Source organism: Pseudomonas lundensis (genome assembly GCF_001042985.1).
Lineage (GTDB): Bacteria > Pseudomonadota > Gammaproteobacteria > Pseudomonadales > Pseudomonadaceae > Aquipseudomonas > Aquipseudomonas lundensis.
Map to the genome: position 1 here is coordinate 57479 of NZ_JYKY01000016.1, position 25130 is coordinate 82608.

The 25130-nt window shown below is 55.1% G+C and carries 25 protein-coding genes; 5 read left to right on the forward strand and 20 right to left on the reverse strand.

Annotation, left to right across the window (positions count from 1 at the left end; genetic code table 11):
- Positions 1-223: 223 nt before the first annotated feature.
- Complete coding sequence (locus TU74_RS14095) at positions 224-709, forward strand: acyl-CoA thioesterase (RefSeq protein WP_047279223.1); 486 nt, start codon at positions 224-226, stop codon at positions 707-709.
- 96 nt (positions 710-805) lie between these two features.
- Here the strand turns inward: TU74_RS14095 and pdxY are convergent, their stop codons facing one another.
- The gene (pdxY, locus tag TU74_RS14100) at positions 806-1678 is read right to left on the reverse strand and encodes a pyridoxal kinase PdxY (RefSeq protein ID WP_047279037.1); all 873 of its coding nucleotides are present in this window, start codon (positions 1676-1678) and stop codon (positions 806-808) included.
- A 113-nt stretch (positions 1679-1791) separates the two neighbouring features.
- Here pdxY and TU74_RS14105 point away from each other — a divergent pair, with 113 nt between their 5' ends.
- Complete coding sequence (locus tag TU74_RS14105) at positions 1792-2199, forward strand: DUF3301 domain-containing protein (RefSeq protein ID WP_047279036.1); 408 nt, start codon at positions 1792-1794, stop codon at positions 2197-2199.
- 218 nt (positions 2200-2417) lie between these two features.
- Here TU74_RS14105 and TU74_RS14110 read toward each other — a convergent pair whose 3' ends face one another.
- Genes TU74_RS14110 through zigA form a run of 3 tightly spaced genes read right to left on the reverse strand, consistent with a single transcriptional unit; the run spans position 2418 to position 5270 of the window.
- Positions 2418-3383 carry a CobW family GTP-binding protein gene (locus TU74_RS14110; RefSeq protein WP_048376898.1) on the reverse strand — a complete coding sequence of 322 codons (966 nt, stop codon included), beginning with the start codon at positions 3381-3383 and terminating at the stop codon, positions 2418-2420.
- Positions 3384-3423: 40 nt separating this feature from the next.
- Positions 3424-4062 carry a DUF1826 domain-containing protein gene (locus TU74_RS14115; RefSeq protein ID WP_048376888.1) on the reverse strand — a complete coding sequence of 213 codons (639 nt, stop codon included), beginning with the start codon at positions 4060-4062 and terminating at the stop codon, positions 3424-3426.
- Entirely contained in the window at positions 4062-5270 is a 1209-nt protein-coding gene (gene zigA / locus TU74_RS14120; RefSeq protein WP_047296554.1) for a zinc metallochaperone GTPase ZigA, read from the reverse strand. Before zigA ends, TU74_RS14115 begins: the two co-directional genes overlap by 1 nt.
- Before the next feature lie 144 nt (positions 5271-5414).
- Between zigA and folE2 the strand changes: the two genes are divergently transcribed.
- The gene (gene folE2, locus TU74_RS14125) at positions 5415-6308 is read left to right on the forward strand and encodes a GTP cyclohydrolase FolE2 (RefSeq protein ID WP_048376889.1); all 894 of its coding nucleotides are present in this window, start codon (positions 5415-5417) and stop codon (positions 6306-6308) included.
- 50 nt (positions 6309-6358) lie between these two features.
- Here the strand turns inward: folE2 and TU74_RS14130 are convergent, their stop codons facing one another.
- Complete coding sequence (locus tag TU74_RS14130) at positions 6359-6877, reverse strand: DUF3617 domain-containing protein (protein ID WP_047279719.1); 519 nt, start codon at positions 6875-6877, stop codon at positions 6359-6361.
- 137 nt (positions 6878-7014) lie between these two features.
- On the opposite strand from TU74_RS14130, the gene cls reads away from it, so the two are divergent.
- Entirely contained in the window at positions 7015-8454 is a 1440-nt protein-coding gene (cls, locus tag TU74_RS14135; RefSeq protein WP_048376890.1) for a cardiolipin synthase, read from the forward strand.
- Positions 8455-8512: 58 nt separating this feature from the next.
- On the opposite strand, the gene cfaB is transcribed toward cls, so the two are convergent.
- Both cfaB and TU74_RS14145 read right to left on the reverse strand, forming a co-directional pair.
- Entirely contained in the window at positions 8513-9700 is a 1188-nt protein-coding gene (gene cfaB / locus TU74_RS14140; RefSeq protein WP_048376891.1) for a C17 cyclopropane fatty acid synthase CfaB, read from the reverse strand.
- Positions 9701-9878: 178 nt separating this feature from the next.
- A complete protein-coding gene (locus TU74_RS14145) occupies positions 9879-11204 on the reverse strand; it encodes a serine hydrolase domain-containing protein (protein ID WP_048376899.1) in 1326 nt (441 codons plus the stop codon).
- A 297-nt stretch (positions 11205-11501) separates the two neighbouring features.
- Here TU74_RS14145 and TU74_RS14150 point away from each other — a divergent pair, with 297 nt between their 5' ends.
- A complete protein-coding gene (locus TU74_RS14150; protein WP_048376892.1) occupies positions 11502-12464 on the forward strand; it encodes a bifunctional GNAT family N-acetyltransferase/nucleoside diphosphate kinase regulator in 963 nt (320 codons plus the stop codon).
- Between the two features lie 175 nt (positions 12465-12639).
- Here the strand turns inward: TU74_RS14150 and glmS are convergent, their stop codons facing one another.
- The 13 genes from glmS to TU74_RS14215 form a co-directional block, all read right to left on the reverse strand.
- Positions 12640-14475 carry a glutamine--fructose-6-phosphate transaminase (isomerizing) gene (glmS, locus tag TU74_RS14155; protein ID WP_048376893.1) on the reverse strand — a complete coding sequence of 612 codons (1836 nt, stop codon included), beginning with the start codon at positions 14473-14475 and terminating at the stop codon, positions 12640-12642.
- Positions 14476-14484: 9 nt separating this feature from the next.
- Entirely contained in the window at positions 14485-15252 is a 768-nt protein-coding gene (locus TU74_RS14160) for a DeoR/GlpR family DNA-binding transcription regulator (RefSeq protein ID WP_047296564.1), read from the reverse strand.
- Positions 15253-15520: 268 nt separating this feature from the next.
- Positions 15521-16888 (reverse strand): bifunctional UDP-N-acetylglucosamine diphosphorylase/glucosamine-1-phosphate N-acetyltransferase GlmU, encoded by a 1368-nt coding sequence (gene glmU, locus TU74_RS14165; RefSeq protein WP_048376894.1) that lies wholly within the window; start codon positions 16886-16888, stop codon positions 15521-15523.
- Positions 16889-17002: 114 nt separating this feature from the next.
- Entirely contained in the window at positions 17003-17422 is a 420-nt protein-coding gene (locus TU74_RS14170) for a F0F1 ATP synthase subunit epsilon (RefSeq protein WP_371264276.1), read from the reverse strand.
- A gap of 53 nt (positions 17423-17475) precedes the next feature.
- Positions 17476-18852: a F0F1 ATP synthase subunit beta gene (gene atpD / locus TU74_RS14175; RefSeq protein WP_047279012.1), complete on the reverse strand. Its 1377-nt coding sequence runs from the start codon at positions 18850-18852 to the stop codon at positions 17476-17478.
- A gap of 27 nt (positions 18853-18879) precedes the next feature.
- Positions 18880-19740, reverse strand: coding sequence for a F0F1 ATP synthase subunit gamma (gene atpG / locus TU74_RS14180; protein ID WP_019409117.1), 861 nt, complete (start codon positions 19738-19740; stop codon positions 18880-18882).
- Between the two features lie 50 nt (positions 19741-19790).
- Positions 19791-21335 carry a F0F1 ATP synthase subunit alpha gene (atpA, locus tag TU74_RS14185; RefSeq protein WP_047279010.1) on the reverse strand — a complete coding sequence of 515 codons (1545 nt, stop codon included), beginning with the start codon at positions 21333-21335 and terminating at the stop codon, positions 19791-19793.
- Between the two features lie 21 nt (positions 21336-21356).
- A complete protein-coding gene (locus tag TU74_RS14190) occupies positions 21357-21893 on the reverse strand; it encodes a F0F1 ATP synthase subunit delta (RefSeq protein ID WP_047279008.1) in 537 nt (178 codons plus the stop codon).
- Positions 21894-21905: 12 nt separating this feature from the next.
- Positions 21906-22376 carry a F0F1 ATP synthase subunit B gene (locus TU74_RS14195; protein WP_047279006.1) on the reverse strand — a complete coding sequence of 157 codons (471 nt, stop codon included), beginning with the start codon at positions 22374-22376 and terminating at the stop codon, positions 21906-21908.
- Between the two features lie 57 nt (positions 22377-22433).
- Complete coding sequence (gene atpE, locus TU74_RS14200) at positions 22434-22691, reverse strand: F0F1 ATP synthase subunit C (RefSeq protein ID WP_002555987.1); 258 nt, start codon at positions 22689-22691, stop codon at positions 22434-22436.
- A gap of 120 nt (positions 22692-22811) precedes the next feature.
- A complete protein-coding gene (atpB, locus tag TU74_RS14205) occupies positions 22812-23681 on the reverse strand; it encodes a F0F1 ATP synthase subunit A (RefSeq protein ID WP_047279004.1) in 870 nt (289 codons plus the stop codon).
- Positions 23682-23697: 16 nt separating this feature from the next.
- A complete protein-coding gene (locus TU74_RS14210; protein WP_003437994.1) occupies positions 23698-24105 on the reverse strand; it encodes a F0F1 ATP synthase subunit I in 408 nt (135 codons plus the stop codon).
- Positions 24106-24252: 147 nt separating this feature from the next.
- Positions 24253-25125 (reverse strand): ParB/RepB/Spo0J family partition protein, encoded by an 873-nt coding sequence (locus tag TU74_RS14215; protein ID WP_047296568.1) that lies wholly within the window; start codon positions 25123-25125, stop codon positions 24253-24255.
- Positions 25126-25130 lie beyond the last annotated feature (5 nt).

Below are 25130 nucleotides of genomic sequence, written 5' to 3' on the forward strand. Positions count from 1 at the left end.
GCGTAGCGGACGCTTGAAGTGTAGGAAATACCCGGGAAACGGGCGTTTGCAGGTTAACACCGGGATTTACCGCAGAAAGGCAGCGCAATATGTGGAAACATGTGCGCCAGAGCGTGACGGCAGCCCGTGCGGCAGCGTCCCGTTGTTGAAGCTTTCAAAAACGCGAAAAGTATCCACAGAGATACCTTTTTCACTGCTGCAACATTACCGCGAGCCTGCTGCTATGGAACCCGGAAACGCCCAACTGTCGATGACGGTCTTGATGACCCCGGACATGGCCAATTTTTCTGGCAATGTTCACGGCGGAACCCTGCTCAAGTACCTCGACGAAGTCGCCTACGCCTGTGCCAGCCGCTATGCCGGGCGCTATGTCGTGACCCTGTCAGTCGATCAGGTAATTTTTCGCGAGCCGGTGCATGTCGGTGAGCTGGTGACCTTTCTGGCCTCGGTCAACTACACCGGCACCACGTCGATGGAAGTGGGGATCAAGGTCGTCACTGAAAACATCCGTGAGCGCTCCGTGCGTCACACCAACAGCTGCTTCTTCACCATGGTGGCGGTGGACGATGATCGTAAGCCGGCGGCTGTACCGCCTTTACAGCCCGTTAACAGCGAAGACAAACGTCGCTTTATCCAGGGCAAACAGCGTCGCCAGATCCGACAGGAACTGGAAAAACGCTATCAGGAATTGAAAGACGAGACGCTGTAAACCTCAGCCGCTCCTGTAGGAGCACGCGTACTGGCGATTCAGCCCATTCCGTCATTTTTGAATGACCGGGAAGGTTTTATCGCCAGCAAACGGGGTTTACAGGTGGATCGGCATCGCCTCAAACCGCACTCGCGGGTGAGCAATACGGTCCTGGGCACGCACCAGTTGCAGTTCGTAGCTGGTGCACGCCTGGGTTTCCAGCAGCACTTCATGCACGGCCGAAGCGGCAAATTCGAACGCGGCGACCAGGCTGTCTCCCAGCAATACCCGCGCCAGGAACAAGCCGGACGTCAAATCGCCCACACCGACGGGCTGACGGGGAAACGCCAGTAACGGGCGGCGCAGGTGCCAATTGCCTTCAGGGGTGACCAGCAGCATTTCGAAACTTTCTTCCGGCTTGCCAGGGTAGGACAAGTGCTTGACCAGAACGGCCTTGGGGCCGCGTGCCAACAGGCTGCGCGCCATCGCCAGGCAATCGAACAGCGACTGCGGGTGACGACCACAGAAGCTGTCCAGCTCCAACTGGTTGGGGCACAGAAAGTCGGCCACGGCGGCCGCTTCATTCAGCAAAAAATCACTGACTTCGTACGGCACAATGCAGCCTTTCTCCGGGTGCCCCATGACCGGGTCGCACAGGTACAGCGCGTTGGGGTTAACGGCCTTGATCCGCGCGACCCCACTGAGAATGGCTCGCCCTTGCGCAGCGCTGCCCAAATAACCGGATAACACGGCGTCGCAGTTGCCCAGCTCACCGATGGCGGCAATCCCGTCAACCAACGCCGGAATTTGGTCCGGGGCCAGCACTTCGCCAGCCCATTGGCCATACTGAGTGTGGTTTGAGAACTGCACGGTATTCAAAGGCCATACATTGACGCCCACGCGCTGCATGGGAAAAACGGCCGCGCTGTTGCCGGCATGGCCGAAAACCACGTGGGATTGGATGGCGAGTAAGTGAGGCGTACGTTTCATGCCGGCTTCCAGACTGCGTGTGGATTCAAGCCACGCAGTATGCGACGAAAAGCAACCTGTACGACAGGCTGAAGACGCAGTTAAGCTGAGCCCACTCTGTTGGAGCACATGTGATGCTGACCCTTGGAAATATGTTTGTGCTGATGTTATTGGCAACAGGCGCTGCCTGGCTGTGGCACAACCACGGCATGCGCGAGCGGGCGCTGGAGCGCGTCAAACAGCACTGCAACAAACTCGACATCGAGTTACTCGATGAAAACGTGGCCCTGAAGAAGATCGCCTTTATCCCGGACGCCAAGGGCAATCGCCGCCTGGCCCGTGTGTATAACTTTGAATTCACCGTCACCGGTGATCAGCGCCATGCGGGCACCATCACTCAATTTGGAGCCCACAGCGCCAAAATTGAACTGGCCCCCTACCCGTTCAAGGCTGAACCAGAGCCTGAACAGCGCGATATCCCCAGCGCTCAAGTCATCGAACTGAGCCAATGGCGCCAGCAACACACCAAACCCCGCCAATAGTGCCGAACCCGGGAGAAACTTGATCCTCTCCTGGGACGCGGCAACCTTCTCTACGCTTTTTAGGCGACCTGTGGATAACTTTCTTGCAGATTGCACTAAAACGCCAGAAAACCCCTAAATAGACGCTTTCCAGTGGATATTTTCAGCTCAACTTTTCGCAATCAGCACAAATTGTAGGACAACTTTACCAGTACAGATTGGCACTTTTCAGAGGAAACTCAGTGCGAAAGGCATTGTTGCAGGCCTTCTGTCAGGGCATTCAGGTCCTGCGGGGCGTCGAAGATCAGTTCAATACGTGAATCTTTGCGCCATTCAGCGTTTTTCCAGGGTTCCAGCCGATTTTTCAGCGAATTTGAGGACATCCAGCCCGCAGACCCATGAACAACCAGCTTTGCACGCAGCCAATTCAGGCCTTCAAGCCATCGGTTCAGCGCTTGCAGATCAAACTGGCGCGAGGGATGCCATTTCCAGCCGGCACTCCACCCTTCAGGCTGCTGACTGAACACCATAATGGGCGTCTCAGGCCCGGAAAAAATACTGCCAAGTGAATTAAAATCCTTATAAATCAACGAGTTATCCACAGCATGAATATCGCTAATAGTGGCTACAGGCAGCGTATTTAGCGGGATGTAGCCCTGTTCGGTCCATAGCAGAGGGCACTTTGGCAGGCATGATGCAATCTGCTCACGTTGCTCTTTTTCCACACTATTAGATTTATTCATGACCAATAAACCGGCCATTTCCAGGGCTTCGCGCTGGCTTTGCGGCAAGGGTTTTCCCTGAGCGAGCGCTTCGGTATCCAGAACCATGACGCAGGGTTGTAACGCCAAAACACCCAGCCAGGGCGTCACGCTTAACTGCTGGAGGATGCGCGCGGGATGGCCAAGGCCAGAGGGTTCGATGAACAGGCGGTCGGGTTTTGCCTTGCGTAAAAGGCGGCTCAAGCCAATTTGAAAAGGCGCACCGTTCACGCAACACACGCACCCGCCCGCCACTTCAGCGATCGCGATTTGATCATCTGCCGAACTCATCAAGGCCGCGTCGATACCGATTTGCCCGAACTCATTCACCAAAACCGCCCATCGTTCGTGTGCAGGCTTCTGTGCCATCAGGTGCTGAATCAGACTGGTTTTACCTGCACCGAGCGGCCCGGCGATCACATGAGTAGGAATGTTGTGCAACATCATCGCCCGCTTCTGTAGGAATCCAAGGCTGCAATATGCCTCAGGCGAGCCAGTCGAGGGTCAAAATCAGCCGTCGCTCCCCGGTTTTCAATGCCGGTGAACGATGGATCAAACCCGCCCCCTGATTGCCCTGCCACTTTTCGCCTTTAAGCAGCGCGACGTCTCCCGCGCTCATCTGCTGAATGAACGTCCTGTCGGGGCCCTCAGCCTGATCATTGCCTAAATGCTGACGATCCATCACGCCTTCTTCTACCCACTCGCTGCCCGGCCCGGCATAAGTCGTCACCAGTCGTGCGGGCACATGGTCCACATGAAAGCGCGGACACATGGCTTTATCCAGGGCTCTGAGGCGCAGTCCAACGCGCTTGGCCCCAAGCAGGCACGCATAGGCACTGACTAGCCAGCAAACATCTGCCATGAAGCCCGTATAGCCTTCCAGGTCGCAGAATCGCTGCGCCAGCCCTTGCAGATTGGGCGGTGTATTTTCATCGGGTAATTCGAAGCTCAAGGCTTGCGCCAGGGGTTCATCGAGTGACAACAACAGCGCACAGAAGTCTGCGATATGGACCGGCAATGCGCGTTGCCACACGGCCATGTTTACGCCTTCCTCGTGGATGCGCGTCAACACCTGCGGGGCTTTCCCCTGCGCATGTTGAATAAGGCGCGCGTCAGCCTTCATCACGCGGCCACCTCGCTGTACCAGTCGCCAAATGGGTCGCTCAGCTGTAGCCAGGCTTCAGGGCCCATTGCGACTTCAGCATCGGTCAGCAAGCAAGCATCTAGTTCGACGGTGAGTGCGTTGAAGTCGATGTGCTGACCGATAAACACCAATTCCTGACGACAATCTGCTGTCTCAGGAAGCCATTTTTTAAGGATTTCGGCGCGAGTTTCTGCATCTTCAGGCCATTGATCCTGGGGTACAAAACGCCACCAGCGACCCGCGTATCCATACCGCATCAGCCCCCCTGCCTGAGACCAGCTACCGGCCTCCTGGTACTTGCTCGCCAGCCAGAAAAAACCTTTGGAGCGCAGCAATTTACCGTTGGTCCAGGGCCGGTCGATAACGTTAAAAAAACGCTCAGGGTGAAAAGGCCGAACCGCACGATAGACCGTCGAAGCGATGCCGTACTCCTGGGTTTCAGGTACATGTTCCCCGCGCATTTCTTTCAACCAGCCGGGCGACTGGGCGGCACGCTCAAAATCGAAACGGCGGGTATCGAGAATTTTTTTCAGCGCAATTTCTCCCATCACCATTGGGAGAATTTCTGCTTCCGCGTTCAATCGCTGAAGGATGGCCTTTAGTTCTTCACGTTCGGCCCGGCTGATGAGATCAATCTTGCTGATCAAAATGACGTCTGCAAATTCGACCTGTTCGATCAGCAAGTCGGTGATTGAGCGCTCGTCGTCTTCTCCCAGGGTTTCACCGCGAGACGCCAACTGCTCGGCGGCCTGAAAATCGCGCAGAAAGTTAAGCCCATCCACGACCGTCACCATGGTATCCAGACGTGCGATATCCGCCAGGCTTTGACCCGCGTCATCTCGAAAGGTGAATGTTTCAGCGACAGGCAAAGGCTCAGAAATGCCGGTGGATTCGATCAATAAATAATCGAAACGGCCTTCCTTGGCCAATTTGCTGACTTCCTCTAAAAGGTCTTCGCGCAAGGTGCAGCAGATACACCCATTGCTCAGTTCCACCAATTTTTCTTCCGCACGGTTCAGGGTGACATCGCGCTGAACCTCAGCTCCATCGATATTTATTTCACTCATGTCATTGACGATGACGGCCACGCGCAGATCGTCACGATTGCGCAAGATGTGATTCAACAGGGTGCTTTTGCCTGCACCGAGAAAACCTGACAGCACTGTTACGGGAAGACGTTTGGGCATGGTGATTCCTCATCAGGGTGAGCAGGTCAAAACGCCCGCTTGTGAGAGCGACCGACGCAAGCGACGCAATTGATACACTATAACAATACAAGGCTATAATTGTTACTGTGTAACACAAATGCGTTCCCGTAATGGAAAACACACATGACCTCTCTCACCCTGCCTGACATTGCCTCACAAACTGCGCTTCACGACATTCCCTTGGATTGGGTCGGCATGTGCGGCATTGCGCTGCCGGTTGTCATTAATGGGCAACGCTTAGCAGCGACAGCCGAAGCGGGGGTCAGCCTCGATGATGGCGAAGCGCGCGGAATTCACATGTCACGCTTATTTTTAGCGCTCGAAGTTTTAGATTCGCAGGCCGTGAACCCCGCACTTTTGAAGAAAATTTTGCAGCGTTTTTTAGACTCGCATGACGACTTGTCCACATGCGCCTACCTGAATCTCAACACTCAAATGCTCTTGAAGCGGCCGGCATTGATCAGCCCATTGAGTGGTTGGAAGAGTTATCCCGTGGAGATAAAAGCATCCCTGGAAAACGGAATGTTCCACGTGGAACTAAATGTTGAAGTGGAATATTCATCAACGTGCCCCTGCTCAGCAGCCTTGGCACGACAACTCATCCAGCAGAAATTTGTCGATGACTACGCAAATAAAACACTTCAGCACGCCGAGGTTTTAGCGTGGCTCGGCAGTACGCGAGGGATTGTAGCGACCCCCCATAGCCAGAGAAGTACAGCTCACTTGCAATTGCACATCCGCGAAGACGGAGACAATTTCCCTATTGAGCACGTCATTGATAAGGCCGAAAAGGCACTGGGCACCGCCGTACAAACCGCTGTGAAACGCGAGGACGAGCAAGCCTTCGCGTTAGCCAATGGACAGAATTTGATGTTTTGCGAGGATGCAGTGCGACGGTTGCATGTGGCACTGAAGTCCACTTCAGCGGTGAAAGGATTCAATCTGAAGGTGGTGCATGCAGAGAGTTTGCACAGCCATGATGCTGTAGCGAAGAGTCGTTGGAATTGGCGTAGGTAAGCATTGCAGTGTTAGCCGCGCGCTGACGGTGCAGCGCGCGGCATATCGCTTTAGGCGCGAGGTTTTACGGTTCCACAATCAGCACCCAACCAGACAGCCTGGGAATCCAGGCTCCCCGTTTGCTTAAGGCCTGTGGCATTGAAGGTGCCCGTGACATGGGTCGTGAATTCACGATCACTGGCAAATGTCGCCACACCTGCCCCCTGAGCTTTTGGACAACTAAAGCGAAACTTCCACTGATTTCCACTACGCTCAGTGATCTGCTGCTGACATCCCGACTGGGGATCAGTCAGGGGGATGGAATCGGATTTCACCTGTTCAGGGGTCAGGCATACCCGAACACCTTTACCACCCATGTTGATGCCTTGCTTCTCCAGTTGAGCCAATTGCTCAGGGGTCAGCATGGTTTTGAGTTGACCCATCATCATTTGAAAATCGGGGAGTTGATTACCGTCCACCTGCATATTGCTCGACGTCAGCTCCCACAGACCGGGTTGCAACATTTGGGCTTGAGCCACAGGGATCGATAAACCAAAGGCCATGACAAGCCCAAGCAAACGAACATTCATCAAGCAGCTCCTATTAATAAGTCAGCGTTAGACGTCACAAAACAGCGGGTGTTGCATCAGCAAACAATTAGGGACATTCATACCAGAACGTGGTCTTTTACGTACTTGGCGTCAAACATTGAGGAGCAAGGATACGCATGGATTATCTCGGCCCGCACGTTTTCGGTTATCTGATTTTATTGATCCACAGCCTGGGTTTGATTGCCGCGGTTCATGCGGTATTAACCGTGAGAACCGCTCAAGGTGCAATTGCCTGGGCCATGTCGTTGTTCTTCATCCCCTACTTCACCCTGATTCCTTATTTGATTTTTGGGCGCAGTACGTTCGACGATTACATCAAGGCGCGTCGACAGGCCAACCAGGAAATGCGTGAGGCCATTGCCAATCTGGACTGGAGACCTTGGGTAGAAGAGGCACTGGCAGCCCGTAATTCAAAAGCGTATACCTCGCTGCGCGCAATGCCGAAGTTAGGCCGCATGCCTTGCCTGGCCAACAATCAGGTTCGGTTACTCATCAATGGAACCGCCACATTCGATGCCATTTTTGCCGCCATTCGAGCTGCCAAAGAAGTGGTGCTCGTTCAGTTTTTTATCGTCCATGACGATGACCTGGGTAAGAAGCTGCATGCCTTGTTGCTGGAAAAATCCGCCCAAGGCGTACAAGTGTATTTGCTGTACGACAGCATCGGCAGCCACTCCTTGCCCGGGAGTTATGCTGAAACCCTGGGAGCTGGCGGTGTTCAGGCAAAGGCTTTCGCGACACGCGGGGGCTGGATCAGTCGCTTCCAGGTCAACTTTCGCAACCACCGTAAAGTCGTCGTGGTCGATGGGGTTAAAGGGTTCGTCGGCGGGCATAACATCGGGGATGAATACTTGGGCAGCAAGCCTCCCTTGTCCCCATGGCGCGATACCCACGTCGAAGTGAGTGGCCCCGTGGTGGCCTGCTTGCAAGAGTCATTTGCTGAAGACTGGTTCTGGGCGGCCCGTAAATTGCCACCCCTCATCTTGCCCCAGACCTACCCGGAGGGTGGCGTGCTGTGTCAGTTTTTGGCCAGTGGCCCTGCCGACTCATACGAAACCTGCTCGTTGTTTTTCGTCGAAGCCATCCATGCTGCTAACGAACGCGTATGGATTACGACGCCCTACTTCGTACCCGACGAGGCTGTATTTTCGGCTCTTAGACTCGCCGTGTTGCGCGGGGTAGATGTACGGATTCTGATTCCCTCGCGCCCGGATCACAAAATTGTGTACGCCGCTTCAAGTCTGTATGCCTTCGAAGCGGTCCGGGCCGGGGTAAAAATATTCCGTTATCAGCCAGGGTTCGTGCATCAAAAGGTCGTGTTGGTCGACAACGAAATCAGCGCCATCGGCAGCGCCAATATGGATAACCGTTCGTTCCGTCTTAACTTTGAAGTGATGTTACTGACGGTTGATGAATCCTTTGCCCGAGAAGTTGAACACATGCTGCATGACGACTTTGCATTGGCTCGGGAAATCACCGAAGACGACATCAAAAGCACCCACCATGTACAGCAACTGGGGATGCGCATTGCGCGCCTGGTTTCGCCCGTTCTATAAAAAAAAACCGTGTCACTCAGTGGCACGGTTTTCATCAAATCTCAGGGCCAGGCATCGCTCAGCGATAGATATCCGCACGTGTTGGGGGTAATTCAATTGAGCCATCCGCATGGGGTTTGGTGGCCAGAATCTGATGAATGTTTATCCAGCCACGGGTAAAGGCATAAGCGCAACCTGCCAGATAAAGCCGCCAAATACGCAAAATCTGTTCGGGGACTTCGTTGGCCGCGGCATCAAGGTTTTGCTCCAGGCGCTGACTCCAATGCTCCAGCGTACGCGCGTAATGCAGGCGTAAACTTTCGACGTCGACCACTTCCAGCCCGGCTTCACTGATCTGGGCACTAATCATCGACAGGTGCGGCAACTCCCCGTTGGGAAACACATAGCGCTCAATGAACTCGCCCGCCCCGCGTCCCACCTGACGACCGTCAGTGTGCTTGGCGGTAATACCGTGGTTCATCACCAAGCCGCCTTCACGCACGGCATTAAACAAAATCTGGCAGTACTCTCGCAGGTTGGCGTGCCCGACGTGTTCAAACATGCCCACGCTCACAATCTTGTCGAAACGTCCGTCCTGAGGCAGATCCCGATAATCCAACAGTTGCAGGTCGACCTTATCTTGCAGGCCTTCCGCCTTAACGCGCTCTTTAGCCAAGGCAAGTTGTTCCTTGCTCAAGGTAATACCGAACACTTTGACCCCGAACTCCCGAGCAGCGAAGCGCGCAAGCCCGCCCCAACCACATCCAACGTCCAGCAGGTATTCGCCCGGCTTAAGTCGCAACTTACGGCACAGGTGACGAAATTTTGCCTGTTGCGCCTCCTCCAGACTTTCTTCGCCCGTCTCGAAATACCCACAGGAGTAAACCATGTCGCGATCCAGCCAGAGCTGATAAAACGCGTTGGACACATCGTAATGGTAGGAAATCGACTCGGCATCTGTCGCCTTGTCGTGATACTGGCGCGGGGGCGTGGCGTCATCGTCCTCAACCAATAGCGCCTGGCTGAGCTCATCGCACACCCGAATAACTTCACTGATAGAACCTTCAGCCAGCTCCAGGCGCCCTTCTACAAAAGCGCTGCCTAGTAAGTCGAGCGTGGGGTGGGTGATTTCTGAAACGATGGTTGGATCCTTGACCACGATCGTGACACTGGGCGTTGGGCCCAAGTCGAATTCGAGACCATCCCATAGCTTCAGGCGAAGTGGAATTTTGAGATTCTGTAAAGCTGGTGGCAGTTGCGCAAGCATCAGTAGTCCTCCCTCATTTCAGACGTCAAAAAATAAGGGTAGTCGATTAACTGAAACTGTCAGGCTCACGGGCCAGAAGGTTTGATCTAGAGCGGATGAAACCTTTTTTAAGTTTCACCGCCCCAGACGTTGAATCATTCAAAACGAAGCGCAAACCGGATAGTCACGCCTTGCAGTATCAGGGGTGAGCGATTAACTGTTTGGCCAACGCTTCAAACGCAGGAATGGTCACCGGGTCATTGGCCGAATTACTGGCAATGGGGTTTGAGGCGAAACGCACAATCACCATCTCGGCTTTAGGGTCGATGTAGATGCGCTGCCCATATACGCCGCGAGCCATGTAGGCACCGTCGGCGTTATGCGTCACCCACCACATGTTGCGGTAGCTGCCACCTTTAAGTTGGTGGTAGCCAGCCTTGGCAAAGGCTGCTTTATCCCCACCCGCCCGAATATCTTCCACCACCGCTTTGGGAACAATTTGTTGCCCCAAGTATTGGCCGTCGTTGCGCATTAACTCGCCGAACCTCGCCATGTCTCGCAGCCCGGCATTGAAGCCGCCACCGGCAAACGGTGTACCGATGGAGTCCACCGTAAAGTAGGCATCTTGCTCGGCCCCCAGACGTTGCCAGATTTTCTCCGACAGCAACTGCGCCACATTGCGCCCCGTTACCCGGGCAATAACCCAACCCAAGACATCCGAGTTCACGGTCTTGTACCCAAAGGCTTTGCCATGTTCGCCCAGAGGTTGAACCGTTTGCAGGTATTCCATGTAGGTTTGTGGTCCGGTGTAGCCTGCCGGCTTGGGCAGCGGGTTACCGGCCATTGCGTGCTGCCAGACTTCCGCCTTGGGGTCGGCGTAGTCTTCACTGAATTTAAGCGCGGTGGTCATGTCGAGTACCTGACGCAGCGTGGCCGTGGCAAACGCTGAGTTGGCCAGTTCAGGCACGTAATCAACAATTTTTTTATTGGCATCCAATGTGCCATCCGCCACCAACATCGCTCCCATTGTCCCGACCACCGATTTGGTCACCGACATGGCGGCGTGCTCACCTTCAGGGTTCAACACACCAAAATACCGTTCGTACACGACCTTGCCGCGATGCAACACGACAATGCCGTCGGTGTAGTTGGCCGCCAGTGATTGTTCCCAGGTCATGGGTTCTGTGCTGCCGGTCGGTATAAACGTCAGTTGATCGATGTCGGTGCGCAACGCACGTGCTAACGGTACTGGAGCGCCCAAACCACGGGATACGTTAGTGGTCGGCATCAATTGGCGGAAGTTGGACACGCTCCAGCGCATGGCCGGAAACTTGAAATAACTGCCATCGGCGAAGCGAATGATACGGTCAGGCGGTGGCGGAGCACCGACCATCCAGCCCATTTTTGCAGGATCGCTGGCAGCCGCATCCGGATAAGGGGTGTCGGCGGCACTGGCGACAGAGGCGGCCAGCGTTGAAAGACAAAAGAGACTGATGCGCGCGGGTCTGGATAAACGCTTGAACATGAAGAGGCCTCTGCAGAGGAACAAAACAATGGCCAAGTGCTGAAACGAATGTTCCTTGTCCGATTCATGGCCGCACACCACCTTGCGCGAAAAGGAGTGAGTTTGCATAGCCTGAACAGAGGTTAATCAACGGCTGACGCGTTTTTTATAGCCGCGTGGACAGGCGGCCGCTTTCCACCCTGTTAAGTCTCCTGACGTGCAGCACCCACAACCCGAGGCATGATTTCTCACGTTCTTAGATCGATTCGGCATTACTCACGATATGTCTTAACATAGCCGGTTGCCGAAAGAACCAGCATGGTCATCCCCATGACAGGCTTTCATCCTTTACAAATACGTGTGGTGAAGATGAACAAGCCTTTCATTTCGCTGTGCCCTGAAGTAACTCGGGCGCACGCGCTGACGTTGATGGATTGGTTGGAAGATGAACGTGTCACCTGCTACCTGAGCGATTCGCGTGACGTCTCACGCACCCTCGAACACGCGATCGACCGGACTCAATTGCCGATCCTGACCCACCTGTTCAACCGGGGCGGCCGATTTTTTATGGCCTATGACCGGTATGACGACCCGGTGGGCTTTGTCCGATTAATCAAGACCGGCTCTGAGTGCGAGATCGTTCTGGCCATTGGAGACAGCGAAAAATGGGGCCGAAACCTCGGCGCCCGCACGATCCGCGAGGGCATGAAAATGGCCTTCCTCGACATGCGGGCCAAGAAACTCATCGCCAAGATACATCCGCACAACGCGCGTTCACTGAAAGCCTTTCTGCGCAGCGGCTTTAAACTCGAGAGCGAAACGCCGACCTTGAAATCGTTCTCCATGACGGCGGGACGTTATCTTCAGTTATTGCGCGAAGGGGCCGTTGAAGACGCCACCCGGATCTACATCACTGAAATCGACAAGGCCAGGCTCGAGAGTCTAATCGCGCTGGAACAAGGCCCAGTTGTTGTGGAACTCGAACATGAGTTAGAGCGCGCGGTTGTCGTCAACCCGCAGCAGGTGGCGAGCAATGTCGTCACGATGAACTCCAGGGCCTTGCTGCAGCTGGATGGCGAAGAGATGGAAGTGGCCTTGGTCTACCCTGAAGACGCGGACAGTAACGCAGGCAAATATTCCGTGTCATCTGACATCGGCGCCGCGATTCTGGGTTATCAAGAGGGGGACGCCATCAACTGGCGAATTTCAGATCGCACGCGCCGCATTGAGATCAGGAAAGTGCTGTACCAGCCGGAGGCTGCGGGCGACTTCCACCTTTAATGGCGTTGTTCACTGAGTGTTTGTCTATCCGTTGCGAGGATCCCCCGGAGAACGGGGGTCACGCTTTACGGGCCTGAGCGGCCCATTGGGAAAGGCAGGAGGCGGCAAGGCAGACCTGCCGACTCCTGCGACAATTTTAATTGTCTAACACCAACGACTTTTATCGTCGGGGCACTTATTCAACAGTGACGGATTTCGCCAGGTTACGCGGCTGGTCGACGTCCGTCCCTTTGAGCACAGCGACGTAGTACGACAACAATTGCAACGGGATGGTGTAGAGGATGGGCGCCAGTACGTCATGGATGTGCGGCATGTTAATCACATGCGTGCCTTCCCCATTGGTCATGGCCGCTTGTTCATCCGCGAAAACAATCAACTCGCCACCGCGTGCACGCACTTCTTGCAAGTTGGATTTCAACTTTTCCAGCAATTCGTTATTCGGCGCGACGGTCACCACCGGCATGTCGTTATCCACCAGCGCGAGCGGTCCATGTTTCAACTCACCGGCCGGGTAGGCTTCTGCGTGGATATACGAAATTTCCTTCAGCTTGAGCGCACCTTCCATCGCCACCGGGAACTGAGCACCGCGACCCAGGAACAGGGTGTGATGTTTGTCAGCGAACAACTCCGCGACTTTTTCGACGGTCGCATCCATCGCCAGTGCTTCCCCAAGACGGGCAGGCAAGCGACGCAGTTCTTCTACCAGTTGGGCTTCAACCCCCTCCTCCAACGTCCCGCGTACTTGCCCCAACGACAGCGTCAGTAGCAACAGCCCCACCAGTTGGGTGGTGAAGGCTTTGGTGGAAGCCACACCAATTTCGCGACCCGCCTGGGTCAGCAGCGTCAGATCAGACTCACGTACCAGCGAGCTGATGCCAACGTTACAAATGGCCAGACTGCCCAGGAAGCCCAGCTCTTTAGCGTTGCGCAGAGCGGCCAACGTGTCAGCGGTCTCGCCCGATTGCGAGATGGAAACGAACAATGTGTCTGGCTGGACCACCACTTTGCGATAACGGAATTCACTGGCCACTTCGACTTGGCAAGGAATGCCTGCCAAAGACTCCAGCCAGTAACGCGCAACCATGCCAGCGTGGTAGCTGGTGCCACAGGCGACGATCTGAACATTGCGGACCTTGGCAAACAGTTCGGCCGCGTGTGGACCAAAAGCCTGAACCAAGACGTGGTCTTGACCCAAGCGGTTTTCCAACGTGCGTTGAACGACCGAAGGCTGCTCGTGAATTTCCTTGAGCATGTAGTGACGAAACTCGCCTTTGTCGGCTGCTTCGGCGCCGTCGCTGTACTGCACGGTATCACGCTGAACGCTGTGGCCGTTCACATCCCAGATCTGCACGCTGTCGCGGCGGATCTCAGCGATGTCGCCTTCTTCCAGGTACATGAACCGGTCAGTGACCTGGCGCAGGGCCAGTTGATCAGAGGCCAGGAAGTTTTCCCCCAGACCCAGGCCAATCACCAGTGGGCTGCCGCTGCGAGCAGCGACCAGACGGTCCGGTTGTTTGGCACTGATAACGGCCAAACCATAAGCCCCGTGCAACTCTTTGACAGTCGCTTTGAGGGCCGCCGTCAGGTCGTTGTTATCTGTGAGCTTATGGTTAAGCAGGTGTGCGATGACTTCAGTGTCAGTGTCCGAGGTGAATACGTAGCCCAGCCCCTTGAGTTGTTCGCGCAGGGCTTCATGGTTTTCGATGATGCCGTTGTGCACGACTGCCAGATCGGAGCCCGAAAAGTGCGGATGCGCATTGCGCTCGCAGGGAGCGCCGTGTGTAGCCCAGCGAGTGTGAGCGATACCTAGACGCCCCACCAACGGTTCGCCGGCCAGCGCCTGTTCAAGCTCTGCCACTTTGCCGTTGCGACGCATGCGCTCCAGCGTGCCGTTGTTTGTGAAAACAGCGACACCGGCACTGTCATACCCGCGGTATTCAAGACGCTTCAGGCCTTCGAGCAGAATGGCCGTGATATTCCGTTCAGCGACTGCGCCAACAATTCCACACATAACGTTCTCCTAACTAAGTGCCGCGCATAACAAGGTTATGCCTCGGGCCTGAATCTGTTCGCGCGCTTCTTGAGGCAAGCGATCATCAGTAATAAGGGTATGGACGCTGCTCCAGGGCAGTTCCAGATTGGGTATTTTGCGACCGATCTTGTCGGCCTCCACCATCACGATCACTTCACGCGCGACGTCTGCCATGACCCGGCTCAGCCCCAACAATTCGTTAAACGTGGTGGTGCCGCGCTGCAAGTCGATGCCGTCAGCGCCAATGAACAATTGATCAAAGTCGTACGATCGCAGCACCTGTTCGGCCACCTGGCCCTGAAAAGATTCCGAATGCGGGTCCCAGGTTCCACCTGTCATGAGCAACACCGGCTCGTGTTCCAGTTCACTCAAGGCATTCGCGACATGAAGTGAATTGGTCATGACCACCAGGCCCGGCTGCAACCCGAGTTCAGGAATCATGGCAGCCGTGGTGCTGCCACTGTCAATGATGATGCGCGCATGTTCTTTGAGCAGATTGACGGCCGCCCGGGCAATGGCTTGCTTATACAGTGACACCGGTTGCGTCGGGTCTATCACTAACTCTTGCGGCAGGGTGATAGCCCCGCCGTAACGGCGCAAAAGCAGCCCATTACTTTCGAGGGCGGCTAAATCCTTGCGAATCGTAACCTCTGAAGTTTCGAAGCGTTTAGCCAGCTCATCCACACTGACTTCGCCTTGCTCATTGAGCAGGCCAAGGATGTTGTGTCTACGCTGTGGAGTATTGCGCTTTGACATAAACGCCTTAAGTTTCGTTTCGAAAGATAACGAAAGCAATGAGACCTGATCTCGAATTTGACGTCAACGGAATTTTTGGGGTTTTTGCTGTGCATAACTCTTCAAATCCTGATAATCAGAGGCGATTCAGAATCGATTGGTATGAATAAAAAAAGCCCTTATCCACAGCTAGAGGATAAGGGCTTTTATAACTCATTGATTATTAAGCAATTTGTAACAATAGAAAATTACCCACATTGTTCGCATTTAGCGTGTGGATAACACTGCTTCACGCCTTTGGCTGCTTAACCGGGCGTTTCCAACCTTCGATGTTGCGCTGCCGTGCCCGACCAACGGCAAGGTGTTCGGCCGGTACGTTTTGATTGATGGTCGAACCGGCGGCCGTGGTTGCACCGTCTAAGATATCCACAGGCGCTACGAGTGAGTTATTGGAACCAATAAAGACATCAGCGCCCAGCACGGTTTTCCACTTGTTGGCGCCATCGTAATTGCACGTAATGGTGCCAGCACCAATGTTGGTGCGTGCGCCAACCTCGGCATCCCCAAGGTAGGTCAGATGGCCACATTTGGCGTCTTCACCCAGATGGGCGTTTTTCAATTCGACGAAGTTACCCACATGGGCCCGGGCATCGAGCAGGCTGCCTGGACGCAGGCGCGCAAAGGGTCCGGCATCACTGCCCTCGCCCATCACCGCACCATCGAGATGGCTGTTGGCTTTGACCACGACGCCTTTACGCAAGACGCTGTCTTTGATCACGCAATTCGGCCCAATGACCACATCGTCTTCGATGACCACGCGACCTTCGAGGATAACGTTGATGTCGATGAGCACATCACGTCCCACGGTTACGTCACCTCGAACATCGAAGCGTGCCGGGTCGCGCAAGGTGACCCCCAACGCCATTAAACGACGCGCTTCACGTTGTTGATAATGACGTTCCAGCTCCGCCAGCTGCTTACGATCATTGGCGCCCTGCACTTCCATCGCGTCGTGCGGTTGTTCCGTGGCGACGATCAAGCCATCGTTCACGGCCATGGCAATCACGTCAGTCAGGTAATACTCACCTTGCGCGTTGTTATTGGACAACCGGCTCATCCAGTCACCCAGACGGCTGGCCGGAACGGCGAGGATGCCAGTATTGCCTTCAGTAATGGTGCGCTCGGCTTCAGTTGCATCCTTGTGCTCAACAATCGCACTCACCTTGCCGGCTGCGTCACGCACGATGCGGCCGTACCCGGTCGGATCATCCAGGTTGACTGTGAGCAAGCCCAACTGTTGCGGCGTTACGTGCTTGAGCAACCGCTGCAACGTGTCGACTTCAATCAACGGTACGTCGCCGTACAAGATCAGGACATTCTCTGCCGTCAAAAAGGGTAGGGCTTGGGCCACTGCGTGACCGGTGCCCAATTGCTGGTCTTGCAGCACAAAGTTCAAATCGTCCGCGGCGAGGCGCTCGCGGACCCTGTCCGCCCCATGACCGATAACGACATGAATCCCGTTTGGCTTCAGTTGGCGGGCGCTGTGGATAACATGACCCAGCATGGAGTTACCGGCCACCGGGTGCAGAACCTTGGGCAAGGCCGAACGCATGCGGGTGCCCTGACCTGCGGCGAGAATTACGATATCGAGAGACATGACTGGCTACCAATCCTGGGTGGTCAGCGGATGCGACCAAAAGTATTTCGCGGAAAAAGAAAAAGGGTAGCCGAGGCTACCCTTTTTAATCAATCACACAATGAAGCAGGCAGCTTAGCCGCCGAACTTCTTGCGGATCTGCTGGACGGTGCGCAGCTGAGCTGCGGCCTCGGCCAGTCGTGCAGCCGCAGCTCCGTAATCGAAGTCTGCGCCTTTTTCGTTCAGGGCCTTCTCGGCAGCCTTGACGGCTTCCTGAGCGGAGGCTTCATCCAGGTCGGCAGCACGTTGCACGGTGTCGGCAAGCACCTTGACCATGTTCGGCTGAACCTCGAGGTAACCACCGGAGATGTAAAACACCTCGGCTTCCCCACCCTGTTTGATCAGGCGGATCGGACCTGGCTTGAGTTCAGTGATCAGCGGAGCGTGACCCAGAGCGATACCAAGATCACCCAGGCTGCCGTGCGCAATCACCATCTCAACCAGACCGGAAAAGATTTCTCCTTCCGCGCTGACGATATCGCAATGGACTGTCATATTAGCCATCTGATTGCCTCAACCTGATTAGCGCCCGTTTCCGGGCGCCCGAATTACAGTTTCTTGGCTTTCTCGATCGCTTCTTCGATGCCGCCGACCATGTAGAACGCTTGTTCTGGCAGGTGGTCGTAGTCACCGTTGAGGATGCCTTTGAAGCCAGCAATGGTGTCTTTCAGGGAAACGTATTTACCCGAAGCGCCAGTGAAGACTTCAGCCACGAAGAACGGCTGAGACAAGAAACGCTGGATCTTACGAGCACGGGATACCAACTGCTTGTCGGTTTCCGACAGCTCGTCCATACCCAGGATCGCAATGATGTCCTTCAGTTCTTTGTAACGCTGCAATACGTACTGAACGCCACGAGCGGTGTCGTAGTGTTCCTGGCCGATGACGTTCGGATCCAGCTGGCGCGAAGTCGAGTCCAGTGGATCAACCGCCGGGTAGATACCCAGGGAGGCGATGTCACGGGACAGTACAACGGTCGCGTCCAAGTGGGCAAACGTGGTTGCAGGCGACGGGTCAGTCAAGTCATCCGCAGGTACGTATACCGCCTGGATGGAGGTGATCGAGCCGCTTTTGGTCGAAGTGATACGCTCTTGCAGAGTACCCATCTCTTCGGCCAGGGTCGGCTGGTAACCTACTGCGGAAGGCATACGGCCCAGCAGTGCGGATACTTCAGTACCGGCCAGGGTGTAACGGTAGATGTTGTCAACGAACAACAGTACGTCGTTACCTTCGTCACGGAACTTCTCGGCCATGGTCAGGCCGGTCAGTGCTACGCGCAGACGGTTACCCGGCGGCTCGTTCATCTGACCGTAAACCAGTGCCACTTTGTCCAGTACGCTGGAATCCTTCATCTCGTGGTAGAAGTCGTTACCCTCACGAGTACGCTCACCCACACCAGCGAACACGGAGTAACCGCTGTGTTCCATGGCGATGTTACGGATCAGTTCCATCATGTTTACGGTTTTGCCTACACCGGCACCACCGAACAGACCCACCTTACCGCCTTTTGCAAACGGGCAAACCAGGTCGATAACCTTGATGCCTGTTTCCAGCAGATCGTTGCCGCCAGCTTGTTCAGCGAAGGACGGTGCAGGACGGTGAATGCCCCAACGCTCTTCGGTGTCAATCGGGCCAGCTTCGTCGATCGGGTTGCCCAGTACGTCCATGATCCGGCCCAAAGTCGCTTTACCGACCGGTACGGAGATGGCTGCGCCAGTGTCGATGACGTCCAGACCGCGCTTCAAGCCTTCGGTGGAACCCATCGCAATGGTACGAACAACGCCGTCGCCCAGCTGTTGCTGAACTTCCAGAGTTGTTTCCGCGCCTTGTACTTTCAGCGCGTTGTAGATGCTCGGTACGTTTTCGCGTGGAAATTCCACGTCGATCACGGCGCCGATGATTTGAACGATACGTCCGCTACTCATAGCTGGATCCTCTGAATATTTGAACCGTTAAACCGCGGCAGCGCCGCCGACGATTTCCGAGATCTCTTGGGTGATCGCAGCCTGACGCGCCTTGTTGTAGATCAGCTGCAAATCGCTGATCAAATCACCGGCGTTGTCAGTGGCGTTCTTCATTGCGATCATCCGCGCAGCTTGTTCAGCTGCACTGTTCTCGACCACCGCCTGGTATACCTGCGATTCCACGTAACGCACCATCAAGCCGTCAAGCAGCTCTTTGGCGTCTGGTTCGTAGAGGTAGTCCCAGTGGTGCTTGAGTTCTTGATCCGGGGTCGCCACCAGTGGAATCAATTGCTCCACAGTCGGCTGTTGCGTCATGGTGTTGATGAACTTGTTGGACACCACGGACAGGCGATCAATACGGCCTTCCAGGTAAGCATCCAGCATCACCTTAACGCTGCCGATCAAATCATTGATCGACGGTTCTTCACCCAGATGGCTGATGGCAGCGACGACGTTACCGCCGAAGTTACGGAAAAAAGCCGCACCCTTGCTGCCGACCACGCACAGATCAATCTCGGCGCCGTTTTCGCGGTTTACCGCCATGTCCTTGACCAAAGCCTTGAACAGGTTGGTATTCAAACCACCGCACAAACCACGGTCACTGCTCACTACAACATAACCAACACGCTTAACAGGGCGGTCGATCATGAAAGGGTGGCGGTATTCCGGGTTGGCGTTGGCCAAATGCCCAATAACCTGGCGGATGCGCTCCGCATAAGGACGGCTAGCAGCCATGCGCATTTGTGCCTTGCGCATTTTGCTGACCGCCACTTTTTCCATGGCGCTGGTAATTTTTTGCGTGCTTTTGATGCTCGCAATCTTACTGCGAATCTCTTTTGCGCCTGCCATGTAACACCTATCAGGTTAGCAAGCGGGAGCCTTGCGGCTCCCGCTGCGGCTTACCAGGTTTGGGTGGCCTTGAACTTCTCGATACCGGCTTTCATGCCAGCGTCGATGTCGTCATTGAAGTCACCCTTCACGTTGATCTTCGCCATCAAATCGGCGTGATCGCGGTTGAAGTAAGCAATCAGCGCTTGTTCAAAGCTGCCGACCTTGGTGATTTCGACGTCAGTCAGGAACCCACGCTCAGCGGCATACAGCGACAGCGCCATGTCAGCGATCGACATTGGTGCATATTGCTTCTGCTTCATCAGCTCGGTAACGCGCTGACCATGCTCAAGTTGCTTACGGGTCGCTTCGTCCAGGTCAGAAGCGAACTGGGCGAATGCCGCCAGTTCACGGTACTGAGCCAGAGCGGTACGGATACCACCGGACAGCTTCTTGATGATCTTGGTCTGAGCGGCACCACCCACACGGGATACCGAAACACCGGCGTTCACTGCAGGACGGATGCCCGAGTTGAACATGGCCGATTCCAGGAAGATCTGACCGTCAGTGATGGAAATCACGTTGGTCGGAACGAACGCGGAAACGTCGCCAGCTTGTGTTTCGATGATCGGCAGTGCGGTCAGGGAACCGGTTTTGCCGGTCACTGCGCCGTTGGTGAACTTCTCTACGTATTCTTCCGAAACGCGGGATGCGCGCTCCAGCAGACGGGAGTGGAGATAGAACACGTCGCCTGGGTAAGCTTCACGGCCTGGTGGACGGCGCAGCAGCAGGGAAATCTGGCGGTAAGCCACTGCTTGCTTGGACAGATCGTCATAAACGATCAGTGCGTCTTCACCGCGGTCGCGGAAGTATTCGCCCATGGTGCAACCGGAGTACGGTGCCAGGAACTGCAGCGCTGCGGATTCGGAAGCACTGGCAGCCACGACGATGGTGTTAGCCAGCGCGCCGTTTTCTTCCAGCTTGCGAACCACGTTGGCGATGGTCGATTGCTTCTGACCGATCGCTACGTATACACAGAAAATGCCGCTGTCTTTCTGGTTGATGATCGCGTCGATCGCCAGAGCGGTTTTACCGATCTGACGGTCACCGATGATCAGCTCACGCTGGCCACGGCCGACAGGAATCATGGCATCGACAGCCTTGTAGCCAGTCTGTACAGGCTGGTCTACCGACTTACGCCAGATCACGCCTGGAGCAACTTTCTCGACCGCATCGGTCTCGGTGTTGTTCAGCGGACCTTTGCCGTCAACTGGGTTACCCAGTGCGTCGACAACGCGACCCAGCAGTTCCTTACCAACCGGAACTTCCAGGATGCGACCGGTGCACTTGGCGCTCATGCCTTCAGCCAGAGTCGTGTATGCGCCCAGTACTACGGCACCTACAGAGTCTTGCTCAAGGTTAAGCGCCATGCCGAAGACGCTGCCCGGAAACTCGATCATTTCGCCGTACATTACGTCGGCCAGACCGTGAATCCGCACAATGCCGTCAGATACGCTGACGACAGTGCCTTCGTTGCGGGCTTGAGAGGTCACATCGAGCTTTTCGATGCGGCCCTTGATAATTTCACTTATTTCGGAAGGATTGAGTTGCTGCATTGCTCTGCTGCCCCTTCAAACTCAAGATTTCAATGCTTCGGCAAGGTTTGCGAGTTTCCCGCGAACCGAGCCATCGATAACCAGGTCGCCGGCGCGGATGATGACACCACCTATCAGGCTGGCATCCTCCGCAACTTGCAGGCGCACTTCCCGGTCGAGTCGTGCACTGAGAACCTTGGCGAGTTTGTCTTGCTGTTCTTGGTTCAATGCAAAAGCACTGGTCACTTCAACGTCTACCGATTTCTCTTGTTCGGCCTTGTACAGGTCAAACAGAGCGGCGATCTCCGGCAACAGCGGGAGACGGTCGTTTTCGGCAACGACATGGATGAAGTTCTGTGCTTCTACAGTGAACTTGTCGCCGCACACATCAATAAATGTGGCGGCCTTTTCTGCGCTCGTCAGTCGCGGGGCCTTGAGCACGCGCTGCATAGTGTCGTCTTGCGACACTGCTGCAGCCAGGCCGAGCATGGCTGACCAAGAGGCCAGTTGCTGGTGGGCCTGGGCGTGCTCGAAGGCTGCCTTAGCGTAAGGTCGGGCCAACGTGGTCAATTCTGCCATGATCGCCCTCGCTTAAATTTCAGCAGCCAGTTTATTAACCAGCTCCGCGTGCGCGTTTTGATCGATTGTGGCACCCAGGATCTTCTCAGCACCTTCAACAGCCAAGCCACCCAATTGGGTACGCAGGGCGTCTTTGACGCTGTTCAGTTCCTGTTCGATCTCGGCCTGAGCCTGAGCCTTCACACGGTCAGCTTCAACGCGAGCCTGTTCACGGGCTTCGTCTACGATCTGAGTACCGCGTTTCTTGGCTTGCTCAATGATTTCAGCTGCTTGAGCCTTAGCTTCGCGCAGTTGCTGACCCGCTTTATCTTGGGCCAACTCCAGGTCGCGAGCTGCTCGGTTAGCAGCGTCCAGTCCAGCCGCAATCTTCTTCTGACGTTCTTGCAATGCCGCGATGACCGGAGGCCACACGAACTTCATGCAAAACAGTACAAAAATGAAGAACGCAACGGACTGGCCAATCAGGGTTGCATTAATGTTCACGCCAACACCTCGCTCGTTCGTTGTCCATCACTCTAATCAACTCGAAAATTCGAGTGATTAGCCAGCGAGTTGACCAACGAAGGGATTAGCGAAGGTGAAGAACAGTGCGATACCAACACCGATCATGGTTACGGCGTCGAGCAGACCGGCAACGATGAACATTTTAACTTGCAGCATTGGAACCATTTCTGGTTGACGCGCAGCGCCTTCCAGGAACTTGCCGCCCAACAGGCCGAAACCAATTGCAGTACCCAGTGCGCCCAGGCCGATCAACAGTGCAACAGCGATAGCGGTTAGACCAACTACAGTTTCCATCTTTCCTCCCGACTTTTACGTCGTATGGTTTAGGTTTTTAGATTAAAGCGGTAAAACAAAATCATTTTGCGACACCCTCTCACCGAAGCAAGAGGGGCACCAGGCTCGCCGAAACGGACCTTAGTGGTTCTCTTCGTGCGCCATCGACAAGTAAACGATGGTCAACATCATGAAGATGAACGCTTGCAAGGTGATGATCAGGATGTGGAATACAGCCCACGCCCATTGCAGCACCACGCCCAGACCGCTAAGCCAAAGCAGGCCGCTGCCGAACATTACGGCGATCAGGATAAACACCAGCTCGCCAGCGTACATGTTGCCGAACAGACGCAGTGCCAGCGAGATTGGCTTGGCAATCAACGTCACGAATTCGAGCAGGAAGTTCACCGGAATCAGCAGCGCCTGAACAAAAATGTTCTTGCTGCCAAACGGGTGCAGGGTCAGTTCGCCGATGAAGCCGCCGATGCCCTTGATCTTGATGCTGTAGAAGATGATCAGCGCGAATACCGACAGGGCCATGCCCAGGGTAGCGTTCGGATCAGTCGTCGGTACGGCACGGAACGGGAAGTGCTCATCGCCAGTGATCAGGATGGCCAACTGAGGAATCCAGTCCACCGGGATCAAGTCGATGGCGTTCATCAGGAACACCCACACGAAAATGGTCAGCGCCAGCGGAGCAATTACAGCGCTGCGGCCGTGGAAACTGTCTTTGACGCTGCCATCAACGAATTCCACCAGCACTTCTACGAAGTTCTGCAGTGCGCCTGGTTGACCGGAAGTTGCCTTCTTGGCCGCCATGCGGAAAACGAGGATAAAGATCAGGCCTACAAACAGCGACCAGCCGAGTGTATCGACGTGGAATGCCCAAAAGCCCATTTCTTTAGCTTCTGCAACGGTGTGAGCAAAGCCCCAGCCGCCATCAGGTAGCTGCCCGAAGGTCAGGTTCTGTAAGTGGTGCTGGATATAGCCCGAAGCGGTTGTTTCTGCCATGGTTGCCTCAAACGCCCTAAGGTCTCGAAAGTGTTGTTCTCATTAGCAGGGGAGCGAACCAGCTGACCAGTTGGGTCAGCACGAAGACGCCAAATACTGCTAACGGCGCCAATGGCTTCACACCTGCAAACGTCAGCGCGAACAGCACTGCCGTCAAAATTAATTTGCCCGCCTCGCCGGCGTAAAACGACCGCACGATGGCTTGCGCTGCTCGAGCGCCGGAAAACCGGAAAGCTCTGTGAGCAAAATACACATTGGGTAGCAAAGCAATCAGGCCTCCGCAGAGTCCCGAATATCCGGCGACAACTCCATGCCATTGCCAGAGCCCCAGAGCAGCTAGCAATAAAACGACAAATTGAGCCAGTAAAACCGGAAAAACCGCCAGGCGATGGAACGGCAAGCGGTTTGGCGTGCGTGTTTCCATCACATCTGCTCCTCAAAGGTCGGCTGCCAAAAGTAATAACTTGGCATAATTTGTGCCGACAAAATGCGCGCAGAGTATAGGGGTGCTTAATTCCCTATTCAACTGTCAGGTAGTGATTTCCGACTGCGCGCTACACGAGGAATTGTTTCAGCGGATGTGTGCAAGCACACCCTGGAGCTCATCCAGAGAATTGTAACCAATTACTAATTGGCCCTTTCCCTTCTTTCCGTGGCGGATCTGCACCGCAGAGCCTAGGCGTTCAGCCAGTCGCTGCTCCAGACGTGCAATGTCCGGATCAGGTTTAACCGGTTCGGCAGGCTCCTGTTTGCCGCTCAACCACTGACGCACCAGCGCTTCGGTCTGACGTACGGTCAGTCCGCGTGCGACAACGTGTCGCGCCCCTTCAACCTGCTGAATTTCCGGCAAACCGAGCAACGCACGGGCATGACCCATTTCAAGGTCACCGTGCGACAGCATGGTTTTAATCACGTCAGGCAGGGAAATCAAACGCAACAAGTTAGCCACAGACACGCGGGACTTACCCACCGCATCAGCCACTTGTTGTTGAGTCAGTTGAAACTCTTGCTGCAAACGCTGCAAGGCAATGGCTTCTTCGATCGGATTGAGATCTTCGCGCTGAATGTTCTCGATCAATGCCATCGCGATGGCGGTTTCGTCCGGTACATCACGCACCATCGCCGGGATGGTCTCTTTGCCCGCCTGTTGGCTGGCACGCCAGCGACGTTCGCCCGCAATGATTTCAAAGCGGTTGCCTTCAATCGGGCGCACCACGATCGGCTGCATCACGCCCTGGGATTTGATCGAGTTGGCAAGTTCTTCGAGGGCTTGCGGGTCCATGTCACGGCGCGGTTGATATTTACCGCGCTGGATCAGGTCCAGTGGCAAATGCTGCAATTCACTCTGATCAACCTTGACCGCTTGCTCTTCCAGCGAGCTGACCGTAGGACCACTGAGCAGTGCATCCAGTCCGCGTCCTAGACCTCGTTTCTTGACGGCCATGGGAT